This is a genomic window from Micromonospora sp. NPDC047134, assembly GCF_040643455.1.
In the GTDB taxonomy this organism is placed as follows: Bacteria; Actinomycetota; Actinomycetes; order Mycobacteriales; family Micromonosporaceae; genus Micromonospora.
Map to the genome: position 1 here is coordinate 1 of NZ_JBEYUI010000006.1, position 15,043 is coordinate 15,043.

Annotated in this window: 13 protein-coding genes and 1 tRNA gene; 7 read left to right on the forward strand and 7 right to left on the reverse strand. The window is 69.1% G+C overall.

Translation table 11 applies throughout. From position 1 onward, the window contains the following. A partial coding sequence (locus tag ABZ795_RS10145; RefSeq protein ID WP_357530026.1) for a non-reducing end alpha-L-arabinofuranosidase family hydrolase occupies window positions 1-860 on the reverse strand: 860 nt, incomplete at its 3' end. A gap of 247 nt (window positions 861-1,107) precedes the next feature. Between ABZ795_RS10145 and ABZ795_RS10150 the strand changes: the two genes are divergently transcribed. After that, window positions 1,108-2,823: a cellulose binding domain-containing protein gene (locus tag ABZ795_RS10150; RefSeq protein WP_357530027.1), complete on the forward strand. Its 1,716-nt coding sequence runs from the start codon at window positions 1,108-1,110 to the stop codon at window positions 2,821-2,823. Between the two features lie 149 nt (window positions 2,824-2,972). Here the strand turns inward: ABZ795_RS10150 and ABZ795_RS10155 are convergent, their stop codons facing one another. The 3 genes from ABZ795_RS10155 to ABZ795_RS10165 all read right to left on the reverse strand — a co-directional run bounded on the left by ABZ795_RS10155 (window position 2,973) and on the right by ABZ795_RS10165 (window position 7,560). Further along, window positions 2,973-5,132 carry a hypothetical protein gene (locus ABZ795_RS10155; RefSeq protein ID WP_357530028.1) on the reverse strand — a complete coding sequence of 720 codons (2,160 nt, stop codon included), beginning with the start codon at window positions 5,130-5,132 and terminating at the stop codon, window positions 2,973-2,975. Between the two features lie 56 nt (window positions 5,133-5,188). Further along, window positions 5,189-5,316 (reverse strand) — tRNA-OTHER (locus tag ABZ795_RS10160). Between the two features lie 96 nt (window positions 5,317-5,412). Beyond that, entirely contained in the window at window positions 5,413-7,560 is a 2,148-nt protein-coding gene (locus tag ABZ795_RS10165; protein ID WP_357530029.1) for an APC family permease, read from the reverse strand. A 61-nt stretch (window positions 7,561-7,621) separates the two neighbouring features. Here ABZ795_RS10165 and ABZ795_RS10170 point away from each other — a divergent pair, with 61 nt between their 5' ends. From ABZ795_RS10170 to ABZ795_RS10185, 4 genes are all read left to right on the forward strand, one after another. Further along, window positions 7,622-8,260, forward strand: a complete 639-nt coding sequence (locus tag ABZ795_RS10170) for a DUF6624 domain-containing protein (RefSeq protein WP_357530030.1) — start codon at window positions 7,622-7,624, stop codon at window positions 8,258-8,260. 198 nt (window positions 8,261-8,458) lie between these two features. Beyond that, the gene (locus tag ABZ795_RS10175) at window positions 8,459-8,656 is read left to right on the forward strand and encodes a hypothetical protein (protein WP_357530031.1); all 198 of its coding nucleotides are present in this window, start codon (window positions 8,459-8,461) and stop codon (window positions 8,654-8,656) included. Next, window positions 8,649-8,915 (forward strand): hypothetical protein, encoded by a 267-nt coding sequence (locus ABZ795_RS10180; protein ID WP_357530032.1) that lies wholly within the window; start codon window positions 8,649-8,651, stop codon window positions 8,913-8,915. The genes ABZ795_RS10175 and ABZ795_RS10180 overlap by 8 nt, the downstream gene beginning before the upstream one ends. A 120-nt stretch (window positions 8,916-9,035) precedes the next feature. Next, window positions 9,036-9,821 (forward strand): AAC(3) family N-acetyltransferase, encoded by a 786-nt coding sequence (locus ABZ795_RS10185; protein WP_357530033.1) that lies wholly within the window; start codon window positions 9,036-9,038, stop codon window positions 9,819-9,821. Window positions 9,822-10,087: 266 nt separating this feature from the next. On the opposite strand, the gene ABZ795_RS10190 is transcribed toward ABZ795_RS10185, so the two are convergent. Together ABZ795_RS10190 and ABZ795_RS10195 are read right to left on the reverse strand one after the other, a co-directional pair. Further along, window positions 10,088-10,876 carry a GntR family transcriptional regulator gene (locus ABZ795_RS10190; RefSeq protein ID WP_357530034.1) on the reverse strand — a complete coding sequence of 263 codons (789 nt, stop codon included), beginning with the start codon at window positions 10,874-10,876 and terminating at the stop codon, window positions 10,088-10,090. Window positions 10,877-11,128: 252 nt separating this feature from the next. Next, window positions 11,129-11,872, reverse strand: coding sequence for a helix-turn-helix transcriptional regulator (locus ABZ795_RS10195; protein ID WP_357530216.1), 744 nt, complete (start codon window positions 11,870-11,872; stop codon window positions 11,129-11,131). Between the two features lie 247 nt (window positions 11,873-12,119). Between ABZ795_RS10195 and ABZ795_RS10200 the strand changes: the two genes are divergently transcribed. Continuing rightward, entirely contained in the window at window positions 12,120-13,307 is a 1,188-nt protein-coding gene (locus ABZ795_RS10200; RefSeq protein WP_357530035.1) for a helix-turn-helix domain-containing protein, read from the forward strand. 78 nt (window positions 13,308-13,385) lie between these two features. Continuing rightward, entirely contained in the window at window positions 13,386-14,270 is an 885-nt protein-coding gene (locus ABZ795_RS10205; RefSeq protein WP_357530036.1) for a methyltransferase domain-containing protein, read from the forward strand. Window positions 14,271-14,495: 225 nt separating this feature from the next. Here the strand turns inward: ABZ795_RS10205 and ABZ795_RS10210 are convergent, their stop codons facing one another. Then, the gene (locus ABZ795_RS10210) at window positions 14,496-14,915 is read right to left on the reverse strand and encodes an SRPBCC family protein (protein ID WP_357530037.1); all 420 of its coding nucleotides are present in this window, start codon (window positions 14,913-14,915) and stop codon (window positions 14,496-14,498) included. Window positions 14,916-15,043: the final 128 nt, after the last annotated feature.

Below are 15,043 nucleotides of genomic sequence, written 5' to 3' on the forward strand. Positions count from 1 at the left end.
GACGACCAGCTGTTCACATTCGCCGGGTTCGTCGAAGTCCGGTACGAGAAGGCCGGCCCACCCCACTGGTAGGCGAGCACCCAGATGTTGCGCGGCGCGAAGTAGAACAACGACGGCGCGACCGCCGCGAACGGCATCTGGTTCTGGCTGGCCGAACCCATCTGGTTCCAGTTCGAGAACAACCCGAAGTTCATCGAACCCCAGGTCGTACCCGTGTCATGGGTGGTGGCGTAGACCAGGTGCTGACCGTTGTACGGCGCGTGGGTGAAGTCCTTCAACGACACCCAACCCGCCCTCGGCTGCGCCAAGGCACCCGTCGAGGACCACCGGTACGTCGACGGCAGGTTGCAGGTGGTGGGCGGCGGAGTCGTCGGGGGCGGGGTGGTCGGCGGTGGGGTGGTCGGCGGCGGGGTGGTGCCGGGCGGCGGGGTGGTGGGGGTGGTGCCGCCGGTGCAGGCCACCGCGTTGAGGGCGAAGCTGGTCGGCACGGGGTTGCTGCCCGACCATGACCCGTTGAAGCCGAACGAGGTCGAGCCGTTGGTGGGGATGGTGCCGTTGTAGCTGACATTGCGGGCGGTGACTGTCGCACCGGTCTGGGTCAGCTCGGTGTTCCAGAACTGGGTGACCCGCTGCCCCGCACCGAAGGACCAGGTCAGGGTCCAACTGGTCACCGGGTCACCCAGGTTCGTGATGGTGACGTTGGCGCCGAAGCCGTCCTGCCACTGTGACGGCACCTCGTACCGCACCGAGCAGCCGGCCGCCGCCGCGCTGGCCGGCAACGCCACGATGGCCACCGACGAGGCCAGCAACGCCACCCCGGCCGAGGCCAGCAACACGTTTGTTCGCCTGAATCTGGACATACCGCGACCTCCCGCCCGGCAAGACCACCTGATATTGCCGGTCATCAATGTTAGGTTAACGTTAACAGCTGCGTCCGGTACATTACGGGAGCGCTCCCATCCCATCAAGGATGGTCGATGAAAGTGGACGCTGGCCGGGAGAAGATCGGCGGCTTCACTGCCCACCGGGGAGCGCGGACAGGGCCGACGCAGCGCCGCGCCGGTCTCACCTGTTGGTGAACGTTCACTCTCGAAGGGCACGGCAGCGATGAGAGACGTCAAGAGAAGATTCAGAGTCAACGCCGCTCGGGTGACCACCGGTGCCGTACTGCTGGCCTCGGCCGGGGTCGCCGTGGCACTGCCGGCCGGGGCGGCAGCCGCCGGCTGCTCGGTCAACTACGCGGTGTCGTCGGAATGGCAGGGCGGCTTCGGCGCCAACGTCAGCATCACCAATCTCGGCGATCCGGTCACCAGTTGGACCCTGACCTGGAACTACAGCGCTGGGCAGCGGGTCACGGAGGCCTGGAACACCACCCTTAGCCAGAGCGGCGCGACCGTCACCGCCCGCAATGTCAGCTACAACGGCAGCATCCCGACCAACGGCACGACCTCGTTCGGCTTCAACGGATCATGGTCGGGCAGCAACCCCGCCCCGACCAGCTTCGCCCTCAACGGGGTGACCTGCACCGGCGGCACCACCCCCACCACTGCACCGCCGACCACCACTGCGCCGCCGACCACCCCGCCGCCCACCGGCCCGGCGGACATCACCGTCAACAGCAACACCCGCTACCAGACGGTCGACGGCTTCGGTGCGGCCACCCCGATCTGGGGCGGCACCTGGTCGACCTCGGACACCCAGACCCTGGTCGGGCTCGGCCCCAACCAGCTCGGGCTGTCCATCGTGCGTACCGGCATCTCGCCGGTCTCCGGCGAGTGGTCGACCCAGGTCAACGCCCTGCGTACGGCGAAGTCCTCTGGATCTGGCGTGAAGATCCTCGCCTCGCCGTGGACCGCACCGGCGGAGTGGAAGACGAACAACAGCCGGATCAACGGCGGCAAGCTGCGCACCGACCGGTACGCCGACTACGCCAACCACCTCAACAGCTACGTGCAGTACATGCGCAACCAGGGGGTGACCATCGATGTCACCTCGGTGCAGAACGAGCCGGACTGGCACCCCGACTACGACTCGATGGACTGGAGCGGCACGGAGCTGCGCAACTTCGTCCGTGACCACGGCACCCGAGTGCAGAACACCAGGCTGATGGTCGCCGAGGCGGTGAACCTGAACTACACCTACACCGATCCGACCCTCAACGACACCACCGCCCGCAACAACATCGGCTACATCGGCGGCCACCTGTACGGCACCGAGGCCTCCGGCCGACTGCGCTCGTACCCCCTGGCCGACCAGCACAACAAGCCGGTGTGGATGACCGAGTGGAACCTGCACGCGGCCGACGGCAACGGCTCCAACATCTGGGGCAACCCCGCCAACCTTGCGGTCTGGAACGAGACCCTGGACGACATCATGCGTACGGTGCACCGGTCGATGGAGGCGAACTGGACCGCCTACATCTGGTGGTACGGCAAGCGGTACTACTCCTTCATCGGTGACGGCGAGGCCGCCTTCGGCACCACGGCGGGGGCACCCCTCAAGCGGGGGTACGCCTTCTCGCAGTACTCCAAGTACGTCCGCCCCGGCTACCAGCGGGTGGCCCTGACCAAGAGCACCAAGGCCAATCCGCTGGAGGTGACCGCCTACACCGGCGGCGGCAAGACCACCCTGGTGATCCTGAACCGCTCGACCAGCGCGGTCAACAACGCCGTGATCCAGGTGCCGCAGGGCGTCACCCGGGCCGAGCACTACCTGACCTCGCAGAACGCCAACGCGGCCAGTCAGTCCGTCAGCGTCAACGGCGGTCAGGTGAGCGTCAACGTCGGCGCCCGCAGCATCTCCACGGTCGTCCTCAGCCACTGACCACTCCACCCTCCACCGACTACCCCGGCAGTCGGGAGCGGTGGCAGTTCAGCTGTCCCGTGTGCAGCACATCGGCCAGCCCAACTGCCACCGCTCGCCGGGCGAACGATCGATGGGATGCGCCGCACCCGACCGTGGGCGGCTGCCGCTCAGCCGGGAATCAGCTCACCGAGTCGGTGCACATCGAACGTCTCTGACCCGTCTGGCAGTCCCTCGGGCGCCTCGATGCCGACGAAGGTGACCGGCTCGTCGGGCAGCCGACCGTCCCACGTCCTGACCTCGACTCGGGTACGCCACCGGTCGACCAGGTAGGACATGGTGAGGTATCGCCGCCGTGTCAGTGCGCGTACCCGGTCGGCGGTGGTGTAGGTGTTGTCCTCCACCCGGTTGAATGACGGCCTACCCGACAGGTACAGGTGCAGCCACATGGCCTGCCAGCCACGGTCGTCCTTGGTGAACACCATCGGCAACGCGATCCGGCACCGACCGCGCAGCTGCGAACGCGCCCGAACGGTCCGTGCGTCGAACGGGGCACCACGCTGGTCCCGCGTGCGGGTCTGGTACCCGAACATCGACTCGGCGACCTCGTCGAACGACTCGCCGGCATAGATGTGGACCTGCGGCACCACGTAGTGCCCACGGGTCTTCAGGGGCACGTCGATGAACTCGGTCGCACCGTCGATCGCGTCGGTGATGTCGCCCGAGTGCACGACCTGGCCTCCGCGAAGGTTCGTCCAGGACACCTGACCGGCAGGATGGAACTCGTCGTCGAGCAGCAGCACCGACAGGTCGTAATCGGTGCGACGGCTGCTCTGACGCCAGTACATGAAAAAGCGCAGCAGGTCACCGGAGACTGACGCCCGCGATCCCCTCGGCAACACCGCGAATCCGCCCTCGGCCGCCTTGCCGGACAGCGGCAGCGCGACGTCCAACACGTCCGGATCCACCAGCAACGGTCGATTCGACTCCGGTAGTCGGGTGCTGATCTCGGCGTCGATCAGCGAGGACAACTCGGCCACCAGATCGGCCGGCAGCGGTGACCGTCGGTCGGGACCGGTCCACACCTTGCGGGAGCGGTTCACGTACACGCGGGCGGATACGGGCGTCAGCCGGTTGGCGACATGCTCACGCAGCGAGAGCAGCACCCGGCCCGATGCGGAGCCGAGCGCACCGGTGATCGCCTCGACCACGGCAGTGTGCTGCGACGGCGACGCCAACCGCAGCAGCCGGTCCGTGGAGCGCAGCAGCAGACCCGGCGCCGCCGACAACACCGATGCGGCAGAGACGATCGCACCGGAACGGATCGCCGCCTCGGCACGACCAGCGAGGTTGGGCACCCGCCGCTGGCCACGCGCGACTGTGAACACTTCCTGCGCGTGCGGCCACTGGTCGTACTCGTGTGGATGTAACCGTTCCCCGAGCCGCTTCCACCGCTCCGCGTAGCGCGCCACATCACCGAGCTTGTCCGGCCTCGCACCGACGACATCGTTCAACGCGGCCAACAGCACTCGCCGCTCCGGCCGCCGGAAGGCACGGAAACGCGTGGGTGCCGCGAGGGAGGCGTCCCCACCGGAAACCTGACAGGCGACGCGCAGCACATCGGTGGTGGTGTCCACGCCGACCAGCGGCCGCCCCAGGACGAGCCGGATCCCGTTGAGCACAGCCCGGTTCTCCCGTACCGGAATCGCGACCGGCTGCGCGCCGTCGCAGCAGGCGACCGCGAGTTCGCCGAGGAGCGCGAGGTCCGCCTCACCCAGTGGCGTCGAACTCCCGGCCAGCGCCAGATAGAGCCGCGTCGCCTCCACCTCGACCGCGTCGCCCAGCCGCAACACGCTCAGCCGGTCCCCGGCCGTGCTGATCAGGTCGTCGTGCGCGGCCAGCAGTTCGGCGTAGCTGTGCTGGTAGGTCCCGTACGCCGGCAGGTCGAGCAGGTTCACCCGACCGGACAGCACGGCGTCGCGCACCTGCCCGTCGGTCGCGGTGCCTCCATCGGCGAGCACGGCCGCCCGCAGCCGCTGCATCCAGAACTCGACGGTGTCCGGAACCTCGTCCGGGAAGCCCAGGAAGTAGGCGTTGTGCTGGACGTGGTCGCCGACCAACTCACGCACCGCAGAGACGACCGTGGCAGCCAGGTCCATCGCCGCCATCGGCGCCAGCGAACCGATGTGCTCCAGCAGGGCCCGCGACGCCGAGAACCCCACATCCAGTAGCACCGCGTCCAGTTGCCGAGCCACCGCTGCGCCGTCGCCAGCCGTACCAGTGCTCGCCGGCACGCACAGAGTCCTCTGAATGATCAGCTTCTCCAGCACGTGGTCCCCCGTTCCGGTCGACTCCGGCAGCCGCCGGCACACGGCCAACCGCACAGTGGGTCGCCGGGGACTCGAACCCCGAACCTTCCGATCCAACAGGAGAAGGAAGCACCCCCATAGCCGCGTGGGCGGGGAGCGGACGCGCTAACCAGTCGGATGCTCTATCCAGTTGAGCTAGCGACCCAGGTGTCGATCTTTGCACCAGCCGGTCGCCATGGCTACCGAGTTCCACCCGTCATTGGCCGACCGCCGTCGGTGGTCTGGACGCACTTCGTGACGATCAGCGGGTGAGGTGGGTGGGCAGGCTGGTCACCACGATGCCGGGGTGGCGGCGCAGGGCCCGTCGTAGTCGCTGTTCGGTGCGGTAGTGCAGCACCCGCTGCCAGGGATGGTCGACCACCACCTCCGGTACGACCACGGTGAGGGTCAGGTCGGGGTGGTGCAGACGCAGCGCGCTGGCGTACTCCGCCAGGGGTTGGATGATCACGCGGTGCGGCGACAGGATGGTCTCCAGCGGGATGTGGTCGCCCCAGGTGTTCCACTGGGCGCGGAACCGCTCGGCCTCTGTGCTCTCGGGGCTGACATGCAGGGCCAGCGCCGGTTGGCCGAGCGAGCCGACGTAGGCGAGGGTGCGCAGCGCCGCCTGGTTGAGTCGGGCCACCGGTACGAGGAACAGATGCCGTACCTGCTGCGGAACGACATCGGGCGGCGCGTCCTCGGCCGGGTCCACCGAGGGCGGATGGTCAGGGTGCAGGCCCAGGGCCTGCTGAACATGGTCGTAGTGGCGGCGTACCCGAAGGAACAGATAGATCAACAGGGGTACGGCGAGCACCACCGCCCAGGCGCCCTCGGTGAACTTGGTGACCGCAGCGGTCACCAGGACGACCGCCGAGAGGGTGGCACCGAAGCCGTTGATGGCCGCCCGCCGCCGCCAGCCGGGGTCGCGGTGGTGCCGCCAGTGGTTGACCATGCCGGTCTGGGAGAGGGTGAAGGCGAGGAAGACCCCGACCGCGTAGAGCGGGATCAGGGAGTGGGTCTCGCCGCCGAAGGCCACCAGAATCGCCGCGGCGGCGACCGCGAGGGCGATCAGCCCGTTGCTCAGCGCAAGCCGGTCGCCCAGGTGCAGAAAGCGGCGGGGCACGTACCCGTCGCGGGCCATGAAGTACAGCAGGCGGGGCAGGTCGTTGAAGGCGGTGTTCGCCGCAAGCAGCAGCACCAGGGCGGTGGCGGCCTGAATGATCGCGTACCAGGGGCCGGTGGGGAAGGTCAGCCGGGCCAACTGCGACAACAGGGTCTGGTCGGCACGCGGCACCAGGCCGTTGAGATGGATCAACAGGGTCAGCCCGGCGAACAGCACGATCAGGATGCTGACCATCCAGGTCAGCACGGTGCGGGCGTTGCGCCACGCGGTGGGGCGGAACACCGGTACCGCGTTGGAGACCGCCTCGATGCCGGTCATCGAGGTGGCCCCGGAGGCGAAGGCCCGCAGCACGACCAGCAGACCGAGCCCTTCCACCGCAGGTGTCGGCGGCGGGGCCACGACGCTGAATCCGTCGGCTGCGGCCCGGACGAACCCGGCGGCTATCAGCCCGAGGACGGCAACGAGGAAGAAGTACGTGGGCACGGCGAAGGCATTGCCGGCGACCCGGATGCCGCGCAGGTTGCCGATCAGCAGCACCCCGATGACCGCCAGCGCCAGCGGCACCCGATATGCGGCGAGGAAAGGCAGCGCCGAGGTAACTGCGGCGACCCCGGCGGACACCGAGACCGACACGGTGAGCACGTAGTCGAGGACCAGCCCGGCCGCGGCGGCCAGGCCGGCGCGTGGTCCCAGGCTGTCGCTGGCCACCAGGTACGATCCGGCGCCGTGCGGGTAGGCCCGGACGGTCTGCCGGTACGAGGTGCCGACGGCGAGCATCAGCACCACCAGGGCCGCCGCGATCGGCAACGACAGCCCGAGGGCACCGCTGCCGGCCAGCACCAGCACGGCCAGCATCGCCTCCGGCCCGTACGCCACCGAGGAGAGCAGGTCGGAGGCGAGCACCGGCAGCGCGATGACCTTCGACATCTTCTCCCGCAGGATCGAGGCACTGGTCAGCGGCGAGCCGAGCAGCAGCCGACGCAGTCCGCCGAGGATCCGCCCCTGGGCGGTGTCGGGGCGTTCCACGATCGGGGTGGCGGTGAGCTGACCCGGGGAGTCCGGCAGGAAGAGCATGGCGGCCCGGTGCGCTCCGCCGACCGCCGAGGAGCGGACCTCCCCCGCCTGCGGATCCACCGGCAGCGCCCGTACCGTGTCGCTGACCTGCCATCGCCCACCGACCTGCCGCAACACGCCGAGGTCGGCCGGGGACAGCGGTGGCAGCTCGGCGGACGGGCTGAAGGTCGGCGACCCCTCGTCCTCCCCCGGGTCGTGCCCCGACCTGCCCACCCTGCCTCCGCCTCCCGTCGGTGGTGCCGGCGGCACCGCAGACCGGGCCGGCCATGTCAGGATGGTGGATGTGACGGGCGCGGCTGTTGAGATCGCGGAAAATCGTCCGGAGTGTGGCCGGCACGACGACAACGCCCCGGCCACCGACACCCCTTACCGTCCGGTGCCGGCCGATGTCGCCGCCGAACTGGTCGAGCGGATGGACCGGGACCAGGAGGCACGCTCCGGGGTGCCGGGCCGCGCCCTCGACGACGCCTTCTGGGCCTGGGCGTGCCAGGTCGACGTCGACAACGCGGCGTGGCTCGAACAGGTCATCGACCGGTACGGCTGGCCCCGGAGCAGCGACGTCGGGCCGGAGGCGGCCGACGCCGCCTGGCTGCTCGCCCAGCACGCCGACCACGACCTGGACTTCCAGCGCCGCTGCCTGGCCTTGCTCGACCAGGCGGTACGCGACGGCGAGGCCAGGCCCCGCCACCTGGCCTACCTCACCGACCGGGTGCTGCGCGCCGAGGGCAGACCCCAGCGGTACGGCACCCAGTTCTGGCACGGCCCCGACCACACCGGTCCGCTGCAACCCCAGCCGATCGAGGACCCGGAGCACGTCGACGAACGCCGCCACACCGTCGGCCTGGACACCCTCGCCGAATACACCGCCCGCCTCCGCAACCCCCCACCCCCACCCCCACCCACCAACCCTTGAACCCGCCTCACCCGGTTGATCATGAGGTTAGCGGCAGCTCGAAGATCAACGACTGCCGTCAACCTCATGGTCAACAAGCGGTGGGCTGGGTGGAGGGTTGTGGTGTTGTGGTTGTTTGGGGTGGGTCGGGCGTGTGGGGAGGGGTGGGGTGGAGGATTCCTTGATTCGCTCCGGGTCTGTTGTCGGGGTTGGCGGTGGGTGGAGGTGCATCGGCTGGCGGTGGCGGGGCGGGAGGCGGAGATCGCCCGGCGTGTTGGTGATCGGGTGGCACGGGTGTGGCTGCGCACCTCCCGGTTCGCGGATGCGAAGGCTCTCACGAACGCGACCTTGATGCTCGGCCCAGACGCCGACGCGTTCTACCACCTGGGTCAGGCCCACGCCTGCCCAGGTGAGTGAAGTCCAATGTGGAGTGCTCTCACGTGCCCGCTCGTGGCTCGCGGCGGCGACGGTCACCGGCATCGCGGCGGCGGCGTGGGCAGGCTACTGGTGGCTGGCGGTACCACGCCATGACATCTGCCCGGCAGTCCTACCAACGTCGGCCGGTTGCCGGATCGCCGACCGGGTGCCCACGGCGACGCTCTGGACGATGATCGTCGCGACCCTCTGGTCGGCGACCGCCGTCCTGGCCTTCGCCCGCCCGCGTGGTAGCTGGTAGCCGTACGTTGCCGGAACCATGGTGTTGATCCTCGCGGCGTTGGTGGGCTATTGGAGCGTGCTGTACCAGCTCTGACGGGCCGCACCACGCGCCTATTGCCTGCTCAGGTAGGGTCTGCCGATGATCAGCACTGGCCTGCCCGCCACCCGCGCCTCGCTCGCCGACGACCTGGCGTCGCTCGGGGTACGGCGCGGTTCGGTGCTGATCCTCCACTCCTCCCTGAAGTCACTCGGTTGGGTCTGCGGTGGCCCGGTCGCGGTGGTCCAGGCGCTGCTCGACGCGCTGGGCCCGGACGGCACCCTGGTGGTGCCGACCCACACCCCGGGCAACACCGACCCCGGCGGCTGGCAGAACCCGCCCGTACCGGAGTCGTGGTGGCCGGTGATCCGGGAACACATGCCCCCATTTGATCCGGCGGTGACACCGAGCCGGTGGATGGGCATCATCGCGGAGACGGTCCGCACCTGGCCGGGCGCGCGCCGCAGCGACCACCCGCAGGTGTCCTTCGCGGCCCTCGGCCCGGCCGCCGAAGCCGTAGTGACCGGGCACCAACTCGACGACATGCTCGGCGACCACTCTCCCCTGGGCGCCGTCTACCGGCTCGACGGCGACGTCCTGCTGCTCGGCGTCGGACACCGCAACAACACCTCACTGCACCTGGCCGAATACCGGGTGCCGGACCCACCGCGCCGACAGGAAAGCTCAGCCGTACGCACCGACACCGGCCAGCGGTGGGTCCACTGGGAGGACGTCGCCACCGACGAGGGCGACTTCGACCAGTTGGGTACCGCCTTCGAGGCCACCGGCCGGGCCCGCATCGGACGGGTGGGCGCGGCCGAATCCCGCCTGATGCGCCAACGCGAGCTTGTCGACTTCGCCGTCGACTGGTTCGCCACCCACCGCTGACCGGTCTCCCTCGCTGCTCACGGCCCGCCCCAACATCGTCGCCTTCGTACGCAGGACGAGGGGAATCTCGACGAGGCGATCGGCGAGCTTGAGATCGTTGTCGATCTCGACCGCCAAGTAAGCAGCCCGGACCTCGCATCCGACACGGCCATGCTCGAACAACTACGCCAAGAACGAGCTAGGGAGTAGCGCTTTCATCCCTGGTAGCTGACACGAAGCTGTCCGACACAACGATCACAGCTCAGCGTCAGTCACCGTCTCTGGCGTCAGGACGACTTGGTCTCGGAAGGCGTCCAGGGGTCGACGGGCATCTCGTAGACCAGGCGGTATCGGTCGCCGGGGAAGACGATGTCGGCGGTCTCGACTGCGGCCGGCCCGGCGTAGTAGGTGCGCTCGATCGCGATCACCCACCTGCCACCACGCGGGTCGAGGTCCAGGGCGGTGATCTCCTCGGGCATCGCTGGTCGGGTGGTGACCTCCTCGACGAACCGGTCGATGGGCACGCCGATGAAGTCCATCCAGGCAACCACCCCGATGACCGGTCCGCGCTCGGGATATTCGACAGGCGTGCCGCCGGTGACGGCGATCGGCTCGTAGGAGTCCGCGAGCTGGATTGGGTTGTCGTCCGCGAGGTAGCGGTACCTGGTGTGCATCACCGTGTCGTCAGGCTGGATGCCGAGTCGTTCGGCGATGTGCGGGGGCGCTGGAATCCTCGCGCTCTCCGACTCCCAGGTCGGTCGTCTTCCGGCCGCTTCGCTGTCTCGGGCGAACGGCGAGGTGCTGCCGAGGCGTCTGCGCATGTCTCGAGAGTGGGCGCGGCGCACGAGCTGAGTCCGGTCGCGCACGTAGTTGCCGGAACCCCGCCGCCCCTCGATGAGCCCTTCGCTGCGCAACAGAGTGAGGGCGTGCTTGATGATCGTCGTGGAATAGCCCCACCGCTGCTGTAGCTCCTTCTCGGTGGGGAGCTTGTCGCCCGGAGCCAGTCCACCAGAGAGGATCCGCGAGCGCAGGTCGTCCACGATGCGCTGGTAGTCCGGCGGCTCCTTGTTGGTCATGAACAGCCCTTCCGGATCGGTGCAGGTCTCCCCGTCCAGTCGATCATCCTCCCGAGGATGCAGCAACGAGGGTGTTCGCCCGATTGTGGCAGTGCATCTGGTCCTGGCCCGGCGTGTAGAACAGCAGCGCTGCCACGCAAACGGCACGGGCGCGAAGGTAGCCCTGCCAGCCCTCTTGTCGGTGCCTCGGTCGCGGACCTCGACGCTTTGGTCGTGGTAGTTGAGGAAAAGGCAGGGGTAGCGGGCTATCGCTCAGTTTTGTGGATCGGCGGGCGCGCCATCGCTCCACAGCGACTCGAAGTGCTCCACGTACCGGTCGAACACCCCGCCGTCCTGCGCACGCCGCAGGTGCAGCGTCACCGAGTCCTGCCCGAGCCCGGCACCGATATGGGTGGCCACGATGGCCTCGTCGTCGAAGACCCACACGGACATGGCGATGTGGCGATCTGACAGCCGGATCGGGACTGCGGCGTCGACTTTGCCGATCTCTGCCCGTGTCATCGCGATGCGGGTCGCCAACGTCAGCGGAGTCGCTTCCAGTCGGTCACGCTCGGCAGTGACCGGGCTGTCCGGGTCACCGAGCAGGAATCGCACGTCGGCCCCGGCGTTGACCTTGGCGGCGAGAGTAGCGGCAGCATCGGGCACTTCCAGCCACACGAAGTAGCTGGTGTACCCGCCGAACCAGATTCGCGAGTTGGCGCGGGCGATCGCCTCGCGGAAGACCGCTCGGGGCAGGTCTGCGCGGCGCGGGTACATGCCGACCAGTTCCCGGTCGGTCCCTACCTTCGCGGCGCGTCGGATGATCTCAGGCCACAGCACACCTACATCTTTGCCCAGCACCGCGGCCGCACGCACCCTTGAGCGGGGGTGCGGCACGCGCCCTCGACTGACCCACCTTTCCACGGTCTTCGCGTCCACTTCGCAGCGTTCGGCCAGGTCAGCAGCGGTGGGTCCGGCTGTCGCCATCGCTTGCCGGAGGTCATCGTTTCGCGCCATGCCCACGGGGACCTTTCGTAGACGTCCCCTTATGGTCACACGCCAGCGGTGCAACCGTCCGTGACGCTCCGGCAACCTTTCGCATATATCGCGAACTGTCACGAGGGGCAACGGTGCAGAGACCCCGGCCCCTCTACCCCGATCAGGAAATGAGGGAGATCGTGCTTCACGAGGTCGTGTCGGTTGTACTCGGCGGGCTGGTGCCGGGCTTTCTGCTTGGGCTACTCGCGTTCAAGGTGAAGTCGCGGTGGTGTCCGCGCTGCGGGGAGCACACCCACACGATGCCGCCCGCCGGGGGCGGCCGATGACCCACCGGCGGGACCGCAACTCCGTGCCCCTCGGGCGGCGGGTGGCCGAGTTGCGCGCCCACCGGGGCATGAGCCAGCAGGCGTTCGCCGACCGGCTCGGCAAGTCGAAAAGCTGGGTCGACAAGGTCGAACGCGGCGTACGTCGGCTCGACCGGTACTCGGTGATCCGGGACATCGCCGAGGTGCTGCGCCTCGACCCGACCATGCTCCTGGGTCCCCGCCAACCCCCGGCCCCAGCACCCGCCGAGAACGGGATCGAGGCGGTGCGGACGGCGCTCGCCTGCTACCACCACCGACCCCGGCCCACGGTCACCGCGCAGCAGGCCGGCGGCCAGGTCGCGTACGCCTGGATGGCCTATCAGCACGCCCGCTACCCGCAACTGCTCGGCGCCCTGCCCGACCTGCTCGACGCCACCGGCGGCACCCTGCTGGTCTCCGCCTATCGGCTGACCGCCGACGTGCTGGTCAAGCTCGATCACCCCGACCTCGCCTGGCTCGCCGCCGACCGGGCGGTCACCACCGCCGCCGGTGACCCCACCCTCGCCGCCGTCGCGACCGTCGCCGTCGCCCAGGCCCTGCGCGCCCTCGGCCACCACCGGATCGCCCTCACCGCCGCCCTGGCGGCAGCGGACCCCGCAGACGACTCCGTACGCGGCAGCCTCTACCTCCAGGCCGGGCTCGCTGCCGCCGGCTACGGTGACCGCCGCAAGGCCCACGATCTGCTGGATCAGGCAGCAGCCCTCGCCGACCGGCACGCCGACGACACCGACGCCCAGCACACCGGTTTCGGGCAGGCTGCCGTCCAGGCGGCTCGGTCCCTGGCCGCGTACCGTCTCGGCGACACCGCCGAGGCGGTCCTGCGCCACGAGCAGGTCACCCGCAGTAGCGGCTGGTCACGTCTGCCGCCGGAGCATCGCGCCGCCCACCTTATCGATGCTGCCCGCACGTACCTCGACGCCAGCCAGCACAGCCGGGCCGGGCAGACGCTGGTGGCGGCTGACCGCATCGCGCCCGCCGAGGTCCGCAGTCGTCCGGTCGCCCGTACCCTGCTGACCGACGTCGTCCGGGGCGGACCGGCGGCGGCCGACGTGGCGCGACTGGCCACGGTCATCGGCCTCACCCATTGAACGGGTTCCGGCTAAACGCGTGACGGAGTCATCACTCTGTGCGTAACTGCTGATCAGCTGTCGTGCTAGCTTGCGTCGATGAGTTCGACACCTGGCAGCGTTGCACCGGGCCATGTTGATCGTGTCGCTGACTACTACGACGACAACACGCGTCGGTTTCTTCTGGTGGCCGAGAGCCCGGGCAGTGACGCTATCCACCGGGGTGTGTGGACGCCGGATGTCGTGAACGCGGCGCAGGCCATGGACACGGTCAATCGCCTGATGATCGAGCGTCTGCGCGGGCACATTCCATCGGGCACCGCGCGGGTGCTCGACCTTGGCTGTGGCGTCGGTGGGACGATGGTGCGCTTGGCCCAGGAGGTGGACGGGTTCATCTCCGGGGTGACCATCAGCCGGGTGCAGGCCGAGATCGCCGCGAAACGGTTCGCCCGCGAAGGACTGACCGACCGCTGCCAGGTGATCTGCGCCGACTTCGCCGAGCTGCCCGCCGAGCCGCAGTACGACGCCATAGTCGCCGTCGAGGCGGTCGTACACTCGCCGTCGCTGGAGAAGCTGCTTCCGTCCCTGGTGGATCGTCTGCGTCCGGGCGGTCGCCTGATTCTGTGCGACGACTGGATGACCGACAAGGATCGCGGGCTGGCCGCTCGCGAGCGCTGTCTCGACCAGTTCCGCGCCGGGTGGCGGGTCGGAAGTCTGCACACGGTCGCCGAGTTGGCCGCCATGGCTGAACGCGCCGGCTTGCGCCTGGTCGAGGATCTGGACCTGACCGCATACCTGCATCTCGGTCGGCCCCGCGACCGCCTCATCAAGGTGGCGGTGGGCGCCACCGCAGCGGTGCCGCGACTTCGTGACCGTCTGGTGGAGATGCCGTTCTGGGCCAACATGATCGGCGGATCGGCGTTGCAGACCGGATTGTCGCGGCGGTGGCTGGAGTACCGCCTGATCGTGCTGGAAAAGGCATAGGGCACTGGTCGCCCAGTGAGTGGAGGCGCATCGGCTGGCGGTGGCAGGCCACTTCGGGGCGGCTGCCGTCCAGGTGGCCCGGGCCCTGGCCAACCACCGCCTCGGCGACACCGCCGAGGCGATCCTGCGCCACGAACATGTCATCGCCAGGGTCGTCGGCCGCACCGGCCCTTCAGGACCGCCGACGGGTGGCATTTGGTGCCGAGTGGCAGGGGTGTCGCCCAGTCAGCTTTCGCTGGCTGCCTTGAGTCCGGCGGCCTCCAGCGCCAGGAACCGCCGGGTCCTGGCGCCGATCAGCAGGTCGAGCAGTCGCGCCACGGGCCCGGCCTGGTCCACGCCGACGGTAATCGAGGTGGTGCCGTCCGGGTTGGCGGCCAGCCGGTGGAACCCGGAGGTACGCACACCAGGCGAATGCGTCTCCCAAGTGAACGAGTCACCAACCTGTAGCGCGCTGACCCGCCAGACCAGGGCCGGCATGCCGGGCTGCTTGACCCGGAATCGGTGCCCGAGCGCCAGTTCGTCGCCGTCGAGCGGCTGCACCTCCCGCATTGAACTGGTCCACTGCGGCCAAGTGGTCACCGCGGCCAGCACCGCCCAGGCTCGCGCCTGATCGGCCCGCACCGTGATTGTCTGCTCATACCGCATGAACGGATCGTACATATCTCAAGTGACACCCCGTTGACCATGACGTTAGCGGCACTCCAGAGATCAACTACCGCCGCCAACCTCATGATCGACGGGCAGGGGCGGGGCGGGGGTGGGGGTGGGGGTGG